This is a genomic window from Pseudoalteromonas sp. S4741, assembly GCF_005886135.1.
In the GTDB taxonomy this organism is placed as follows: Bacteria; Pseudomonadota; Gammaproteobacteria; order Enterobacterales; family Alteromonadaceae; genus Pseudoalteromonas; species Pseudoalteromonas tetraodonis.
In genome coordinates, this window is the sequence record NZ_PNCN01000042.1 from 1 (window position 1) to 14,221 (window position 14,221).

Here is a 14,221-nt window from a genome sequence, read left to right on the forward strand (position 1 = left end):
AGTCGTCTCTGCTTATGGAAGCTGCGTAAGTCTCGATACTACCGAGCAACGGCTAACGAAATAAGAAGCATCGCCTGATAAGGCGGTGAGTAGTCACGCTTTTAGGTTTCGCACAATGCTGTTATCGGTATTTACTACGCTACCAGCTTGATCGTAGGTCATAGACGAAGGTGCACCAATTAAAATACCTTTCAGTTGCTTAACACTTAACTGTGCCTGGTGCGCTGCGTGAGCGTTAACTTCATTTTGTTTTTGACACTGCTCAAGCTTTTCTCGAGTTAGCTTTATTAAGTCAGCGTTTTCATCTGTTTGCTGATCATTACTGGCAATTAGTTTGCTGAGTTCTTTATCAAGGGTGCTTATACTGGTTAAAAAAGACATTTTTTGTTGGGCAATTTCTTTTAAGCCTTCGCCTCTACGTGAGGCAATAGCATTAAGCTCTTGAGTAAGAAGCTCGCTCAGTTTTGTTAAGCAAGTAATTTGCTCATTTAGTTTAATTGTAATTAAACTATTGTGATCAGCCATAAACGTTAAACTCAAAGTCTGCTAAGTTTTTGGCAAGCTTCTCACTGTCGATTTGATAATTACCTTCAGTAATCGCTTTTTTAAGCTCAGCAACTTTGTTGCTATCAAAACCAGAAGACTGCTGCGCTTTCTCTTGTAACGATTTTAATTGCTTAGCTTGCGGTGTTAAGCTCACCGAATCGCTGGTAGCTTTAGGTGAAGGCGTTTGTGCCGCCTGTGTATTTGCATTATCTCTTTTTAAATCAACTTTTTGCTGTTGAGTGTTTGTTAAAACACTCGGTTGTTGATTTGATTTATTTACTTGACCGACCATAATAAAAATCCGTATATTGCCCAACTGATGCCTTTGTATCGGCATTTATTAAAGATACTTTAGCATAAATTTATATTAAATATTTACTTGCACAGACTCTACACCATCTACACGCGCATTTAAAACTTTACCTGTCTTTTTGTTTTCTACTCGTACTTGCTCGCCCAAGGTGCCATCCTCTAATGCAATACCCGTCGTTTTTACTCTTAACCCTTTGATATTAGCATAAATTGTAACAGAATCACCTTTGCAAACCATACAAATTTGATTAAGCAGTACTGGCATACCTTCACGAATATTACGTTTGCTGCGGCTACCAATAAGTAGTGCAGGGTCATCAAGATACTGAACACGTATAAAGTGCACAGGGCGCATATCAATACTTAAATGGGATGGAGTAATCACTTCACCTCGTGCTAAGTTAGTAGTTGCAACTACAACCGGTGCTGACTCAGTGATTCTAACGTGCACGTATTGTGCCCAGTTCTCATTATCGTTGCATTTTATCTGAATGGTGACCTGACGATTAAATGGGGGCTCACTTGGGGTTGCTAGCGCTAGTTCTGAGTTACAATGGCGATCAGGTATGCGGCTATCTAACGGTAATGCACTGAACAGTATTTTGTTATCATTTGTAGCTACTGCTTTTTGAGCAACATAAGAAACAGCCATTTCTTGTAGCGATTCTTTACTAAATACTTGAGCCTTTAGTGGTAAAGTGAAGCAGAGGCTAGCTAGAAAATAAAAAACACTGTATCTTCTGGTTTTTTTTAACAAACTCATAATGTTTCGACTATGCTTATGGTTGCAAACAGGGTATAAATATTTTGCGTCAGAATTTAGACGCCCCCGTTGTGTTATGACGCTTTATTAATTGAAAGCAATTATCGTTCCTTATATTTGTTTTCTTAGGAGATTAAATGGCCGGCATTTTAGACTCAGTAAACCAACGTACACAGTTGGTTGGGCAAAACCGCTTGGAGTTATTGTTATTTAAGCTTAATGGGCGTCAGCGCTTTGGCATTAATGTGTTCAAAGTAAGAGAAGTTCTTCAATGCCCTCCATTAACCAGCATGCCAAAATCTAATGCTTACATTCGTGGTGTAGCACACATTCGAGGCCAAACTATTTCAGTGATTGATTTATCGATGGCTGTAGGCGGGCGGCCCATTAAAAACATTGAAGACAGTTTTATTATTATTGCAGAATATAACCGCACAGTGCAGGGTTTTTTAGTTGGTGGTGTTGAGCGAATTGTTAATATGAACTGGGAAAAAATAATGCCACCGCCATCAGGAGCAGGGCGTTATTCTTATTTAACAGCCGTCACTGAAATTGAAAATGAGTTGGTAGAAATACTCGACGTAGAAAAAATCTTAAACGAAATTTGCCCAGTTAATACTACGGTAAGTGATGATGTTGCCTCGCAAGGCACTATACAAAAAGATTTAGGCGAGAGAATAGTATTTATTGCTGATGATTCGGCTGTTGCGCGAAATCAAGTAAAACGAGCATTGGAACCATTAGGTGTAACAACTGAGTTGGCTAAAAATGGTAAAGAAGCTTTAATAAGATTAAAAGAAATTGCAGAGCTCGATTGCGTAAATGATATTACAGAGCGAGTAGGGCTACTGATTTCTGATGTAGAAATGCCAGAAATGGATGGTTATACGCTGACTGCAGAAATCAAAGCTAATCCTAAGCTCGCGCCACTACATGTGATTTTACACACATCATTGAGTGGTGTTTTTAATCAAGCGATGATTGAAAAAGTAGGAGCAGATGATTTTATTGCAAAATTTAACCCAGACGAGCTTGCAACAGCCGTTAATAAATGGGTTCATCGTGATTAATAAACATAGGTGTTATTGATTTGACTAATAAAGATTTACAGCAAAATGAATACGATCAATTTCGCTTATTTTTAGAACAACAGTGCGGTATTGTTTTAGGTGAAAATAAGCAGTATTTAGTAAAGAGTCGTTTGGCACCATTAATGTCTCGATTTAATGTTGATTCGTTATCTGAACTGGTAAGTAAAACGCTAGGTGTACATGAGCGCCAGCTGCGCGCAGCCGTTGTTGATGCCATGACAACCAATGAGACATTGTGGTTTAGAGATCAGTATCCGTTTGAGTTACTTAAAACCAGATTATTCCCTGAGTTTAAAACGTTAAATAGGCCATTAAAAATATGGTCTGCGGCGAGCTCATCAGGACAAGAACCCTACTCAATAGCGATGTCGGTTGCTGAGTTTCAATCCAGCAGCCCTGGTGTTTTAAAAATGGGTGCACAAATAATTGGTACAGATATATCAAATACCATGCTTGATATATGTAAACATGCTGAATATGACGCATTGGCATTGTCTCGCGGACTCTCTGCACAGCGCCGTAAAAAGTTTTTTAAAGACAGCGGCAATGGCATGGCACAAGTGGTTGATTCATTGAAAAAGCAAGTGAGCTTTAGGCATTTAAATTTGCTCGATTCGTACGCCTTAATGGGTAAGTTCGATATTATATTTTGCCGTAATGTTTTAATTTACTTTTCACCTGAGGTGAAAGCCAAAATAATTGCAAAATTCTCTCAAGCACTTAACCCTAAGGGGTACTTATTTTTAGGTGCGTCGGAGTCTATGTCTGGTTTAAGTACTGACTTTGATATGGTGCGTTGTAACCCTGGTATCATTTACCAAAAAAAATGACCTTCATAAATATATTATCCCTCCACTAAACGACGCCCATTGCGTCGTTTTTTGTTTTTATTATCACTATTTTCACTGCTGGCTCATTTATTGCTTATCGGTACTGAGTCAATTTTTTGGAGGTAGTTATGGCTATCAGTTTTGATAAAGCATTAGGCGTGCATCCGCATGCGATGTTGATCCGTTCGCAAAGAGCAGAAATGCTCGCTACTAATATCGCAAATGCTGATACGCCCGGCTATAAAGCAAAAGATATCGACTTTGCCTCAGCATTAAAAACGGCAAAGTCCAACCAACTAAGCGGCAATACCATGGTAAGAACCAATGAAAAACACATTGCCGGTGGTACCCGTAGTGTAGGTAGTAATGAACTATTTCGTACGCCAAATCAAACAGATACAGGTGATGGCAACTCTGTTGATATACAAGTGGAACGGAACTTGTATACACAGAATGCTATGGAGTATCAGGCCAGTGTCCAGTTTCTTAATGGTAAATTTAAAGGCCTGAAAAAAGCCCTCGGTAGTCAAGGAGCCTAATTATGAGTTTATATAATGTGTTTGATATTGCAGGTTCGGGTATGAGCGCGCAAAACGTGCGATTAAATACCACGGCAAGTAATATCTCTAATGCCAATACAATTAGCTCTTCACAAAATGAGACGTACCGAGCGCGACAACCTGTATTTGCTGCGGAGCTAACAAAAGCGTCAGCGTCAGCAAGCAACCCACAGGGCTCTGCCGTTGGTGTAAAAGTGTTAGGAGTGGTTGAAAGTAATAAACCACTACAAATCGAATATAACCCAAATCACCCGAGTGCGGATGAAAATGGATATATTTACAAACCCAACGTGAATGTTGTTGAGGAGATGGCAAATATGATTTCTGCTTCTCGCTCTTATCAGACAAATGTTCAAGTTGCTGATGCAGCTAAGCAAATGTTAAGTAAAACACTGCTGTTAGGTCAGCGGTAACTGAGGGTAGCTCATGAGTAACGATATTAGTACTTCTTCATCCTACATGGACTCTTTACGTTGGCAAGATAAGCAAGTGCCAAAAAAAGAAGAGAGTGATGCGTTAACCCAAGAAGATTTCTTTTCGTTGTTAACACAGCAGTTGTCATATCAAGATCCCAGCAAACCAGCTGATAACGATCAGATGATTGCACAAATGACAAACTTTACTATGGCTGAAGGGATCTCAAATTTAAACTCTAACTTTGAGTCTTTAGCTGCGTCGATGACATCAAATTCAGCATTGCAAGCATCAACACTGGTAGGCAAACAAGCTTTGTTGGAGTCGGATACACTGGAGCTTAATGAGTCGGGTGAATCAAGAGGTTCTGTTGTAGCTGAAAAGCCAGTCGATAGTTTAATGATTCGCATTGAAGATGCATCCGGGCAGTTGGTTAAAACTATAGATTTAGGCACTCAGCCTGCAGGAGCCATCCGTTTTGCATGGGATGGTAAAAATGAAGCGGGTGAACGACTTCCACCTGGTGAATACAACATCAAAGCAGAGGGTAGTACAAATGGGGAATTTTCAAGCCTCCCATTAGCTACATTCAAAAATATTGAAAGTGTTAATATTAACGGCTCAAGCGGCATTATTATTAATACTAAAGAAGGTGCGGTTAGGCTGACTGATGTCGCAGAAATCGCGTAATAGATTTTATGTATTTTTTTAGCCATCAGGCTAAATATTTTTAGGTTAGAGGTTAATTATGAGCTTCAATATTGCATTAACAGGCCTTGCTGCCGCACAAAAAGATTTAGATGTTACCGCCAATAACATTGCCAACGTAAATACCACGGGCTTTAAAGAGTCTCGCGCCGAGTTTGCTGATGTATACGCATCATCAGTATTTAGCGCCGGTAAAACGAAAAATGGTGATGGTGTACAAACCACTATGGTTGCCCAGCAGTTTCACCAAGGCTCGTTGCAGTTTACTAATAACTCACTTGATTTAGCGATTACGGGTGAGGGTTATTTTGCCATGAGTCAAGATTTAGGCGCTCAAGATTTTACTTACACACGCTCCGGGGCATTTAAATTAAACAAAGACAATTTTGTTGTTGATGCAAAGGGTAATTTTTTACAAGGGTTCCCCGTTGACGAAGCAACTGGTGATACAACATCCGTAAGCTTAAGTACCTCTTCAGCACTACAAATACCAGACTCGTCCGGGTCTCCACGTGCTACCTCTAGTGTGTACAGTTCATTTAATTTAGACTCCCGTGCAGATGCGCCAACGCTTCCTTTTAATCCTACTGAAAGCGCAACATACAATTCATCAACATCAACAACTGTTTATGATTCTTTGGGTGAACCTCACGTGCTTCAGTTTTTCTTTGTGAAGAACGATCCATCAGTCCCTGGTGATGAAAACCAATGGGATGTACATGCTACGCTTGATGGCAAATCTTTTGGTAGTGATGGCGTTGAACAGGATGGAACAGCAGCTCTTCCGTTTGAGCCTATTAGTACGTTTAAATTTGATTCGAGCGGTTTACCCTCGACCACAACTGTAAATGGCACAACAACACCTAATGTAGGTAACACATTTAATCCGTTATCTATTGTAGCCGGTGGAGGAGGGACACCAGGGTTATCTGATATGTTAACAAATGGAGCTAGTTTTCCTGCTAACATAGATATAAATTGGCGAGATCAGGCTGGAACCGCCAATAAAGTACCAACACAGTATGCAAGTCGCTTTGAAGTAAAAGCACTTGAACAAGATGGTGCGACAGTAGGACGTTTAGCGGGTATTGATATTGGCACCGACGGCAAAGTAGTGGCGTCTTATAGTAACGGCGATTCAACATTTTTGGGACAAGTTGCCATGGTACGCTTTTCAAACTCGCAAGGTCTACAGCAAGTAGGTGACACTTCATGGAAAAAAAGTTTGACCTCGGGGGAACCAATTGCGGGTGAGCCAGGTTCAGGCACACTAGGCAACATTAATTCGTCAGCTCTTGAGCAGTCTAACGTAAACTTAACCAATGAGCTGGTTGATTTGATTAGTGCGCAGCGTAACTTCCAAGCAAACTCTCGTGCGCTTGAGGTTAACTCAACTATTCAACAGAACATCCTTCAGATCAGATAATCATATTTTGATTTATTTAGGCTGCTACGTGCAGCCTTTTTTATTCCTCTCTTAAAATCTTATTCATGCTTTAATTTAATTTGGCACTTATATTGCATTTACCCATATATAGATTTCTTAATGAGTCGATGTTATGGATAAAATGGTCTACATAGCCGCATCTGGCGCTAAACAAAGCATGCAAGGGCTTGCTCTTAAAGCCAATAATTTGGCAAATGCGAATACCACTGGGTTTAAATCTGATTTTGCGCAAGCACGATCAATGCAGGCTTTCGGTGAAGGTTTGCCGACTCGTGTTTTTGCTATGCAGGAGCGCCCAGGATCAAACATGGCATCGGGCGGTGTTGTTGAAACAGGTCGCAGCCTTGATATTGCTATGAGTGATAACGCATGGCTGAGTGTTCAGGATGCCTCTGGTAATGAAGCCTACACAAAAGTGGGTTCGTTAAATATAACGGCTGAAGGTATGTTAACTACCAGCGACGGTCGTCAAGTTATTGGCGAAGGTGGGCCCGTCATATTACCGGTACCGATTGAAAAAATTGAATTTAGCAAAGATGGCACTATTCAAGTTCGCCCTCAAGGTGCACCGGCTAACTTTTTAGAAGAAGTTGATCGGCTAAAAGTGGTTGATGCAAACAACGCCACGCTCGAAAAGGGTAACGATGGCTTATTTAGAGCTAAACCAGGCCAAATAGTTGAAACATCGGCCAATGTACAAGTATTAGGTGGCACATTAGAAAAATCGAATGTAAATCCTGTGCATGAAATGGTCGATATGATCAGTCACCAACGCCAATTTGAATTACAAGTAAAACTGATGAAAACAGCTGAAGAGATTGACGAACGTCAAGAACAGCTGATGCGCATCGTTTAACTTTAACGTGAGGATATTATTATGAATCCAGCATTATGGATAAGTAAAACAGGGCTTGACGCTCAACAAACTGATATATCGGTTATATCAAATAACTTAGCGAACGCCAGTACAGTGGGTTACAAAAAAAGCCGCGCTATTTTTGAAGACTTACTCTACCAAAATATTAATCAACCAGGCGGTCGCTCATCGCAAGATACCGAAATGCCGTCAGGTTTAATGCTTGGTGCGGGTACTAAGGTGGTGGCTAACCAAAAAAACTTTTCGCAAGGTAATATGCTCACCACTGAAAATTCATTAGATTGGATGATTTCAGGTCCTGGCTTTTTTGAAGTATTGCAACCGGATGGCAATATTGCTTATTCGCGTAACGGCCAGTTTACCACCGACGGTGATGGGCGTGTTGTAACCTCGGGTGCTGGTTATGTTGTTCAGCCTGAAATGAATGTACCTGACGATGCACAGTCGATCACCGTATCTCAAGACGGTGAAGTGTCAGTTCGCGTTAAAGGTCAGGCCGAAAACGTGGTTATTGGTCAGATCACGATTAGTGATTTTATTAATCCGTCGGGCCTTGAGCCTATAGGGCAAAACCTTTATACCGAAACTGCGGTAAGTGGTGCGCCTGTTCAAGGTAATCCGGGGGTTGAGGGCCTAGGTACAATTATTCAAGGTTCACTTGAAACATCAAATGTAAATGTGACCGAAGAGTTGGTTAATTTGATTGAAACTCAGCGAGTTTACGAAATGAACTCAAAGGTAATTTCAGCGGTTGATGAAATGATGAGCTACATCAATCAACAATTATAGTTTTGGGGGATTGTATGCGTAATATTATGTTATTTGCAGTAGGGACTTTACTGTTAAGCGGTTGTGTATCTACACAAAATAATGAAGTAGTACAGGACGATCCCTATTATGCACCTATGTATCCAGAGCCTAATATGGAGCCAGTAGTAGCAACCGGCTCTTTGTTCAGTACACAATTATCGAATGACCTATATGCCGATAAAAAAGCACTTAGAACAGGCGATATCATTACGGTTAAATTACAAGAGTCGACCCAAGCCACAAAAGCGGCTAAAACAGAAACAGATAAAGAAACCGATGCCAGCCTCGACCCTGTTATTGGCTTAGGTGGTTTACCGGTTAATATTGGTGGCGATAGTATTCAATTTGGGGTTGGTAGTGATGCGTCGTTTAAAGGTGACTCAAAATCAAATCAATCAAACAGCCTAGTTGGCGATATTTCGGTTAACGTGATGCGAGTATTACCAAATGGTAATTTAGTGATTCGTGGTGAAAAATGGCTAACGCTAAATACCGGTGAAGAATTTATTCGCTTAGAGGGGTTAGTGCGTCCACAAGATGTTAATGCTGATAATACCGTTGAGTCTAATCGAATTGCGAATGCGCGTATTCAGTATTCAGGTAAGGGTCAAACTCAAGAGGCACAAAGCCCGGGTTGGTTAACGCGTTTCTTTAGTAGCTCATTGTTTCCCTTTTAGAGGACATTCAACATGAATGGTTTTAAAGTTTTTTGTTTTATGGTGCTACTAGGCTGGCAATTTACTGCCAGTGCTGAGCGAATTAAAGATGTGTCTATGGTCGAAGGGGTGCGCTCAAACCAATTAGTGGGCTATGGATTGGTTGTTGGTTTACCAGGTACCGGAGAGCAAAGCCGTTTTACCGAGCAAAGTTTTAAAGGCATGCTTAATAGTTTTGGTATTACACTACCTGCGAGTTTAAAGCCAAAAATTAAAAATGTTGCAGCAGTCGCGGTTCATGCAGAACTCCCCCCATTTAGAAAGCCAGGGCAAACTATAGATATTACTGTGTCATCAATTGGTAGTGCGGGAAGCTTACGTGGCGGTACGTTATTACAAACATTTTTAAAAGGGGTTGATGGCAATGTATATGCTATTGCACAAGGGAGCTTAATTGTTGGTGGCTTAGGTGCTGAAGGCCTAGATGGTAGCCGAGTCGTGATTAATACGCCAACCGTAGGGCGTGTGCCAAACGGTGCAACCGTTGAACGTGCCGTTAAAAGCCCATTTATGCAAAACGACTATATTACCTTTAATTTAAACCGTCCGGACTTTACAACCGCAAAACGTTTAGAGAAAACCATTAATGATTTAATCGGCCCAAATAGCGCACAAGCACTCGATGCCGCCTCTATTCGGGTTGTTGCGCCACGAGATGCCTCGCAGCGCGTATCGTATTTATCGACCCTTGAAAACTTAGAATTTAAGCCTGCGGATACTTCGGCAAAAATAATTGTTAATTCGCGTACCGGCACCATCGTTATAGGCAAAAATGTAAAATTACAACCTGCGGCAATTACCCATGGTGGTTTAACAGTCACGATTGCTGAGCAACAAAATGTGGCGCAGCCAAACCCGTTAGCAGAAGGCGAAACCGTTGTTACACAGCAAAGTATTATTGATGTTAATCAAGATGATTCACGCGCTTTTGTATTTGATCCTGGTGTGAGTCTTGATGATTTAGTTCGCGCAATTAATGAAGTTGGCGCTGCTCCTGGTGATTTAATGGCGATTCTTGAAGCGTTGAAAGAGGCGGGAGCCATAAACGGGCAACTTGTTATTATATAGAGGATTTTTAAATTGAATAATTTTGGTGTGTCTCATGGTTCCGTATAAAATGGTTTTAATATGTTTATAGCATTAATAACTGCTCGTGGTGGTTCAAAAGGCCTACCTAAGAAAAATACTCTACTTTTAAATAATAAACCAGTGATAAGTTGGACAATTGAGGCAGCATTGCAATCAAGTTCAATAGACCGAGTATATGTTTCTACTGAAGATGATGAAATAAAGAAGCTTTGCAGTAACTACAACGTAGAAATTATTGATAGACCGCTTCATTTGGCCTCTGATGAAGCAAGTAGCGAAGAGGTTATTTGGCATGCTTATCAGTATTTCGCTACTAATAGAGTGCCTGTCGAGACAGTTGCATTACTGCAACCTACATCACCTCTAAGAGTAGCGCGAGATATCGACTCTGCATATGAAGAATATATTAAAAATGATGCTAGAATGGTTGTAAGTGTATTTGAACCATCTCAATCGCCAGCTAAAGCATATATATTAAATGGAAATGGACAATTAACTGGGTTGTACAATAGCCAAGCACCTTATGAAAGACGCCAAGATTTACCTTTAGCTTATCAACCTAATGGTGCTATATATATATTTTCCAGTAAGGAGTTTGCCCGAGAAAGAAAGCTTCCTAAGAGAATGGTTTTTCCCTACATCATGAGTCAGAGTGATTCAATTGATTTAGATACCTATAATGATTTAAAGCAGATAGAAAGAAGGTTAGAGGAGAGAGAATGTTAAACCCAGTATTTGAGTTACTTAATATAAAGACAGGTTTAGACTACGATCCTTTGATTATTGCTGAAATAGGGATTAATCATGGCGGTTCACTTCGTGAAGCATTTAAAATCGTAGATTCAGCAATCCGTGCGGGTGCAAAAGTAATTAAGCACCAAACACATATAGTGGATGATGAAATGAGTATAGAGGCAAAGAGTGTTATACCTGGCAATGCTGACATTTCTATATACGATATTATGTCTCGATGTGCATTAAGTGAGAAGGATGAAATAGCTTTAAAAAATTATGTTGAAGAAAATGGAGCTATATTTTTGAGCACCCCTTTTTCAAGGGCTGCAGCTCTTCGTTTAGAAAGAATGAATGTTTGCGCATATAAAGTAGGATCCGGGGAGTGTAATAATTACCCTTTGTTAGAGTTAATCGCTAGCTTTGGTAAGCCTGTAATAATTAGTACCGGAATGAATGATATTGCTTCAATAAAAAAAGCAGTAAGTATATTTAAAAGTTACAAAACTCCATTTTCGTTACTTCATACAACAAACCTTTACCCTACACCAGATAACTTGATCCGACTTGGTGCTATGCAGCAGCTTCAAGAAGCATTCCCTGACGTAGTTATAGGCTTATCTGATCACAGTATTGATAATTTAGCTTGTCTAGGAGCTGTAGCGGCTGGAGCATCCATTTTGGAACGACATTATACCGATACTAAATTCCGAGAAGGCCCTGATATTTGTTGCTCGATGGATGAAAAAGAATGTAAAGATTTAATTGGGCAATCTAAGCGAATGGCTATGATGAGGGGGGGACAAAAAAAAGCTTCTTTAGAAGAGCAAGTTACAATTGATTTTGCTTATGCTAGCGTTGTTACAGTTGCGCCTATTAAAAAAGGTGAAAAACTGACTGCGAATAATTTATGGGTCAAAAGGCCAGGCACTGGTGACTTTCTAGCTAGTGATTATGCAAACCTATTAGGGAAAGAAGTGAACCAAGATGTTGACGCAAATATTCAGTTAAAAAGAGAGTATTTAGAATAAGATGAAGAAAATTTTATTTTTGACTGGAACTAGAGCTGATTTCGGAAAACTAAAAAGTTTAATTTGTAAAATAGAACAATCAGAAACTTTTGAAGCTCACCTTTTCGTGACAGGTATGCATATGCTTTCCAAATATGGTATGACCGCTAAAGAAGTTGAAAAGTCCAACTTTAGCTCGATCTATAAGTACATAAATCAAAATACCTCAGATTCGATGGATATAATATTAGCAAAGACAATACAAGGAATTTCAGATTACTCAAAAGAGCTTAAACCAGACATGATAGTTGTTCATGGTGATCGTGTAGAAGCCCTTGCTGGCGCGATTGTTGGTGCATTGAACAATATTTTAGTTGCTCACATTGAAGGGGGAGAAGTTTCAGGTGCAATTGATGAACTAATCCGGCATTCTGTATCCAAAATGTCTCATTTACATTTTGTATCAAACTCTATTGCAGAAAAAAGATTAATCCAGCTGGGCGAAAAGAGTAATAGTATATTTATTATAGGATCACCGGATCTAGATATTATGACTTCTTCTAACCTTCCAAGTATTGAAAGGACAAAAGCTAGATATGATATAAATTTCGAAGATTACGCAGTTTTTATGTATCACCCTATCACAACAGATTTAGATTCCTTAAAAGAGAATATAAGGCAATCTATTAACGCTATGTTAGAAAGTCAAAGAAATTACATCGTGATTTACCCTAATAATGATGATGGTTCTGAAGTAATTATCTCAGAATTAGATAAATTGAAATCGCACAAGAAATTCAGGGTATACCCAAGTTTAAGGTTTGAACACTTCCTAACACTTCTAAAAAATGCGCAATTTATTCTTGGTAATTCTAGTGCAGGTGTTAGAGAAATGCCTTTCTATGGGTTGCCTAGTATTAACATAGGTAAGCGGCAAGAAAATCGAGCTAGTGCGCCTTCAATAATTAATTGCGAAGATGATAAACATAGTATTTTGGAAGCTATAAACTCAATTACTGATCAGAGTTTGAAACCTACAGAAGAGTTTGGAAATGGAAACAGTGATGAGCTTTTCTATAAAGTTTTAACTAAAAAATCTATTTGGCAGACTACTAAGCAAAAAGCATTTATACCAATAGTATGATAAAAGTATTACATATAGCTTCATTTATAGGCAATGTTGGTGACAACGCTAGCCATCAAGGGTTTTATAGTTTACTAGGTGAGCTTGATCTTGAATATTCTGTTACTCAGCTTGAAATAAGAAAATCTTATAATAATTATACCGAGAAGGATAAGTTGAACTTTGATCTTGAGTTCGTCCATTTTGCTAATAAGTTTGATCTTGTTGTAGTTGGTGGTGGTGGATTTCTTGATTATTGGGTGGAAGGTAGTGCAACAGGGACAACTTTTAATATTGAATTGGAGTTATTAGATAAAATAGAAGCTCATATTTTATTTACTAGTATTGGGTGCAGCCCATCTAAAAAAGTACCAAAAGAAAATTATCGAAAGTTTGAGCTATTCTTTAAGTTTATTTTAAATAAGAATAATATAACCGTTGCACTACGAAACGATGGATCGCACGACTCACTTCGAAGAGATTTTCCACTAATAGACATATCTTTAGTTCCTATGCTGTTAGATCACGCTTTCTTTTATCAACCTAGTTATTTAAACCAAATTTCAATAGATGGCGATTATGTTTGTATAAATATAACCAATGATCAGCTTGAGATGTATAACGATGGACGAAAAATCACTTCGAAAGATTGGTATCATGAAGAGCTTGCCACATTAGTTGAATCATTAGCTTTGGATTTAGGTTACAAAATTGTATTTGTTGCGCATATTCATAGTGACGTTATAGCTATTTCTGAATTCATGCCTTATTTAAGTGAAAATGTTAAGAGGGAGAATTTGGTTATTGCTCCATATTATCAGGGCGATAGAGGAGCTGACTTAATTTTTGGTTTATATGCTAATAGCTCATTCGTAATTGGCTCAAGATACCACTGTAATGTTTGCTCAATGGTTTCCGATGTAGCGACTGTTGGACTCTCTCCGCTGAAACGAATACAATTTATCCATGAACAACTTTCATTATCAGATTCTTACTTTTTTATCGAGCCAGGGTTTGCTCAGAAAATACTATCTTTAGATTTAGAATCGGTTCTCATAGATAAAGCTCAACTAGAAAGTTTAAAAAAAATGACCCTTTCCTATTACAGAAAATTATTTAGCAATTTAGTGAATATTAATTAAATAATTTATAGTTTATCTACCTTTGAATCTTGATGCTGGCTCGAAAATTGC

At 39.1% G+C, this 14,221-nt stretch carries 17 protein-coding genes; 14 read left to right on the top strand and 3 right to left on the bottom strand.

Features of this window, described 5'->3' with window-relative positions:
* Nucleotides 1-93: 93 nt before the first annotated feature.
* The 3 genes from flgN to flgA all read right to left on the bottom strand — a co-directional run bounded on the left by flgN (nt 94) and on the right by flgA (nt 1,621).
* Entirely contained in the window at nt 94-525 is a 432-nt protein-coding gene (flgN, locus tag CWC30_RS07875) for a flagellar export chaperone FlgN (protein WP_138626802.1), read from the bottom strand.
* On the bottom strand, nt 518-838 hold the full coding sequence (gene flgM, locus CWC30_RS07880) for a flagellar biosynthesis anti-sigma factor FlgM (RefSeq protein ID WP_138626803.1): 321 nt from the start codon (nt 836-838) through the stop codon (nt 518-520). The genes flgN and flgM overlap by 8 nt, the downstream gene beginning before the upstream one ends.
* Before the next feature lie 75 nt (nt 839-913).
* Nucleotides 914-1,621, bottom strand: coding sequence for a flagellar basal body P-ring formation chaperone FlgA (flgA, locus tag CWC30_RS07885; protein WP_171034697.1), 708 nt, complete (start codon nt 1,619-1,621; stop codon nt 914-916).
* 137 nt (nt 1,622-1,758) lie between these two features.
* Between flgA and CWC30_RS07890 the strand changes: the two genes are divergently transcribed.
* From CWC30_RS07890 to CWC30_RS07955, 14 genes are all read left to right on the top strand, one after another.
* Nucleotides 1,759-2,691 carry a chemotaxis protein gene (locus CWC30_RS07890; RefSeq protein WP_036981697.1) on the top strand — a complete coding sequence of 311 codons (933 nt, stop codon included), beginning with the start codon at nt 1,759-1,761 and terminating at the stop codon, nt 2,689-2,691.
* A 20-nt stretch (nt 2,692-2,711) separates the two neighbouring features.
* Nucleotides 2,712-3,542, top strand: a complete 831-nt coding sequence (locus CWC30_RS07895) for a CheR family methyltransferase (RefSeq protein WP_138626804.1) — start codon at nt 2,712-2,714, stop codon at nt 3,540-3,542.
* 128 nt (nt 3,543-3,670) lie between these two features.
* Nucleotides 3,671-4,081, top strand: a complete 411-nt coding sequence (gene flgB, locus CWC30_RS07900) for a flagellar basal body rod protein FlgB (RefSeq protein WP_013465594.1) — start codon at nt 3,671-3,673, stop codon at nt 4,079-4,081.
* A gap of 2 nt (nt 4,082-4,083) precedes the next feature.
* Nucleotides 4,084-4,515, top strand: a complete 432-nt coding sequence (gene flgC / locus CWC30_RS07905; RefSeq protein ID WP_013465593.1) for a flagellar basal body rod protein FlgC — start codon at nt 4,084-4,086, stop codon at nt 4,513-4,515.
* A 13-nt stretch (nt 4,516-4,528) separates the two neighbouring features.
* Nucleotides 4,529-5,206: a flagellar hook assembly protein FlgD gene (locus CWC30_RS07910; RefSeq protein WP_024602009.1), complete on the top strand. Its 678-nt coding sequence runs from the start codon at nt 4,529-4,531 to the stop codon at nt 5,204-5,206.
* A 58-nt stretch (nt 5,207-5,264) separates the two neighbouring features.
* Nucleotides 5,265-6,650: a flagellar hook protein FlgE gene (flgE, locus tag CWC30_RS07915; protein ID WP_033104114.1), complete on the top strand. Its 1,386-nt coding sequence runs from the start codon at nt 5,265-5,267 to the stop codon at nt 6,648-6,650.
* Nucleotides 6,651-6,783: 133 nt separating this feature from the next.
* A complete protein-coding gene (locus CWC30_RS07920) occupies nt 6,784-7,527 on the top strand; it encodes a flagellar basal body rod protein FlgF (protein ID WP_076920629.1) in 744 nt (247 codons plus the stop codon).
* A 21-nt stretch (nt 7,528-7,548) separates the two neighbouring features.
* Nucleotides 7,549-8,337, top strand: coding sequence for a flagellar basal-body rod protein FlgG (gene flgG / locus CWC30_RS07925; protein WP_010387879.1), 789 nt, complete (start codon nt 7,549-7,551; stop codon nt 8,335-8,337).
* Nucleotides 8,338-8,351: 14 nt separating this feature from the next.
* A complete protein-coding gene (flgH, locus tag CWC30_RS07930; protein WP_138626805.1) occupies nt 8,352-9,035 on the top strand; it encodes a flagellar basal body L-ring protein FlgH in 684 nt (227 codons plus the stop codon).
* Between the two features lie 12 nt (nt 9,036-9,047).
* Complete coding sequence (locus tag CWC30_RS07935) at nt 9,048-10,142, top strand: flagellar basal body P-ring protein FlgI (protein ID WP_138626806.1); 1,095 nt, start codon at nt 9,048-9,050, stop codon at nt 10,140-10,142.
* A gap of 60 nt (nt 10,143-10,202) precedes the next feature.
* A complete protein-coding gene (locus CWC30_RS07940; protein WP_138626807.1) occupies nt 10,203-10,889 on the top strand; it encodes an acylneuraminate cytidylyltransferase family protein in 687 nt (228 codons plus the stop codon).
* Nucleotides 10,883-11,926 carry an N-acetylneuraminate synthase family protein gene (locus tag CWC30_RS07945; protein ID WP_138626808.1) on the top strand — a complete coding sequence of 348 codons (1,044 nt, stop codon included), beginning with the start codon at nt 10,883-10,885 and terminating at the stop codon, nt 11,924-11,926. The genes CWC30_RS07940 and CWC30_RS07945 overlap by 7 nt, the downstream gene beginning before the upstream one ends.
* Nucleotide 11,927: 1 nt before the next feature.
* Nucleotides 11,928-13,049 carry a UDP-N-acetylglucosamine 2-epimerase gene (neuC, locus tag CWC30_RS07950; RefSeq protein ID WP_138626809.1) on the top strand — a complete coding sequence of 374 codons (1,122 nt, stop codon included), beginning with the start codon at nt 11,928-11,930 and terminating at the stop codon, nt 13,047-13,049.
* Nucleotides 13,046-14,170 (top strand): polysaccharide pyruvyl transferase family protein, encoded by a 1,125-nt coding sequence (locus CWC30_RS07955; RefSeq protein ID WP_138626810.1) that lies wholly within the window; start codon nt 13,046-13,048, stop codon nt 14,168-14,170. The genes neuC and CWC30_RS07955 overlap by 4 nt, the downstream gene beginning before the upstream one ends.
* Nucleotides 14,171-14,221 lie beyond the last annotated feature (51 nt).

What these genes read in the sequence shown, in the direction of transcription:
- flgN (WP_138626802.1), bottom strand. Translation starts at nt 525, where the DNA reads ATGGCTGATCACAATAGTTTAATTACAATTAAACTAAATGAGCAAATT.
- flgM (WP_138626803.1), bottom strand. Translation starts at nt 838, where the DNA reads ATGGTCGGTCAAGTAAATAAATCAAATCAACAACCGAGTGTTTTAACA.
- flgA (WP_171034697.1), bottom strand. Translation starts at nt 1,621, where the DNA reads ATGAGTTTGTTAAAAAAAACCAGAAGATACAGTGTTTTTTATTTTCTA.
- CWC30_RS07890 (WP_036981697.1), top strand. Translation starts at nt 1,759, where the DNA reads ATGGCCGGCATTTTAGACTCAGTAAACCAACGTACACAGTTGGTTGGG.
- flgB (WP_013465594.1), top strand. Translation starts at nt 3,671, where the DNA reads ATGGCTATCAGTTTTGATAAAGCATTAGGCGTGCATCCGCATGCGATG.
- flgC (WP_013465593.1), top strand. Translation starts at nt 4,084, where the DNA reads ATGAGTTTATATAATGTGTTTGATATTGCAGGTTCGGGTATGAGCGCG.
- CWC30_RS07910 (WP_024602009.1), top strand. Translation starts at nt 4,529, where the DNA reads ATGAGTAACGATATTAGTACTTCTTCATCCTACATGGACTCTTTACGT.
- flgE (WP_033104114.1), top strand. Translation starts at nt 5,265, where the DNA reads ATGAGCTTCAATATTGCATTAACAGGCCTTGCTGCCGCACAAAAAGAT.
- CWC30_RS07920 (WP_076920629.1), top strand. Translation starts at nt 6,784, where the DNA reads ATGGATAAAATGGTCTACATAGCCGCATCTGGCGCTAAACAAAGCATG.
- flgG (WP_010387879.1), top strand. Translation starts at nt 7,549, where the DNA reads ATGAATCCAGCATTATGGATAAGTAAAACAGGGCTTGACGCTCAACAA.
- flgH (WP_138626805.1), top strand. Translation starts at nt 8,352, where the DNA reads ATGCGTAATATTATGTTATTTGCAGTAGGGACTTTACTGTTAAGCGGT.
- CWC30_RS07935 (WP_138626806.1), top strand. Translation starts at nt 9,048, where the DNA reads ATGAATGGTTTTAAAGTTTTTTGTTTTATGGTGCTACTAGGCTGGCAA.
- CWC30_RS07940 (WP_138626807.1), top strand. Translation starts at nt 10,203, where the DNA reads ATGTTTATAGCATTAATAACTGCTCGTGGTGGTTCAAAAGGCCTACCT.
- CWC30_RS07945 (WP_138626808.1), top strand. Translation starts at nt 10,883, where the DNA reads ATGTTAAACCCAGTATTTGAGTTACTTAATATAAAGACAGGTTTAGAC.
- neuC (WP_138626809.1), top strand. Translation starts at nt 11,928, where the DNA reads ATGAAGAAAATTTTATTTTTGACTGGAACTAGAGCTGATTTCGGAAAA.
- CWC30_RS07955 (WP_138626810.1), top strand. Translation starts at nt 13,046, where the DNA reads ATGATAAAAGTATTACATATAGCTTCATTTATAGGCAATGTTGGTGAC.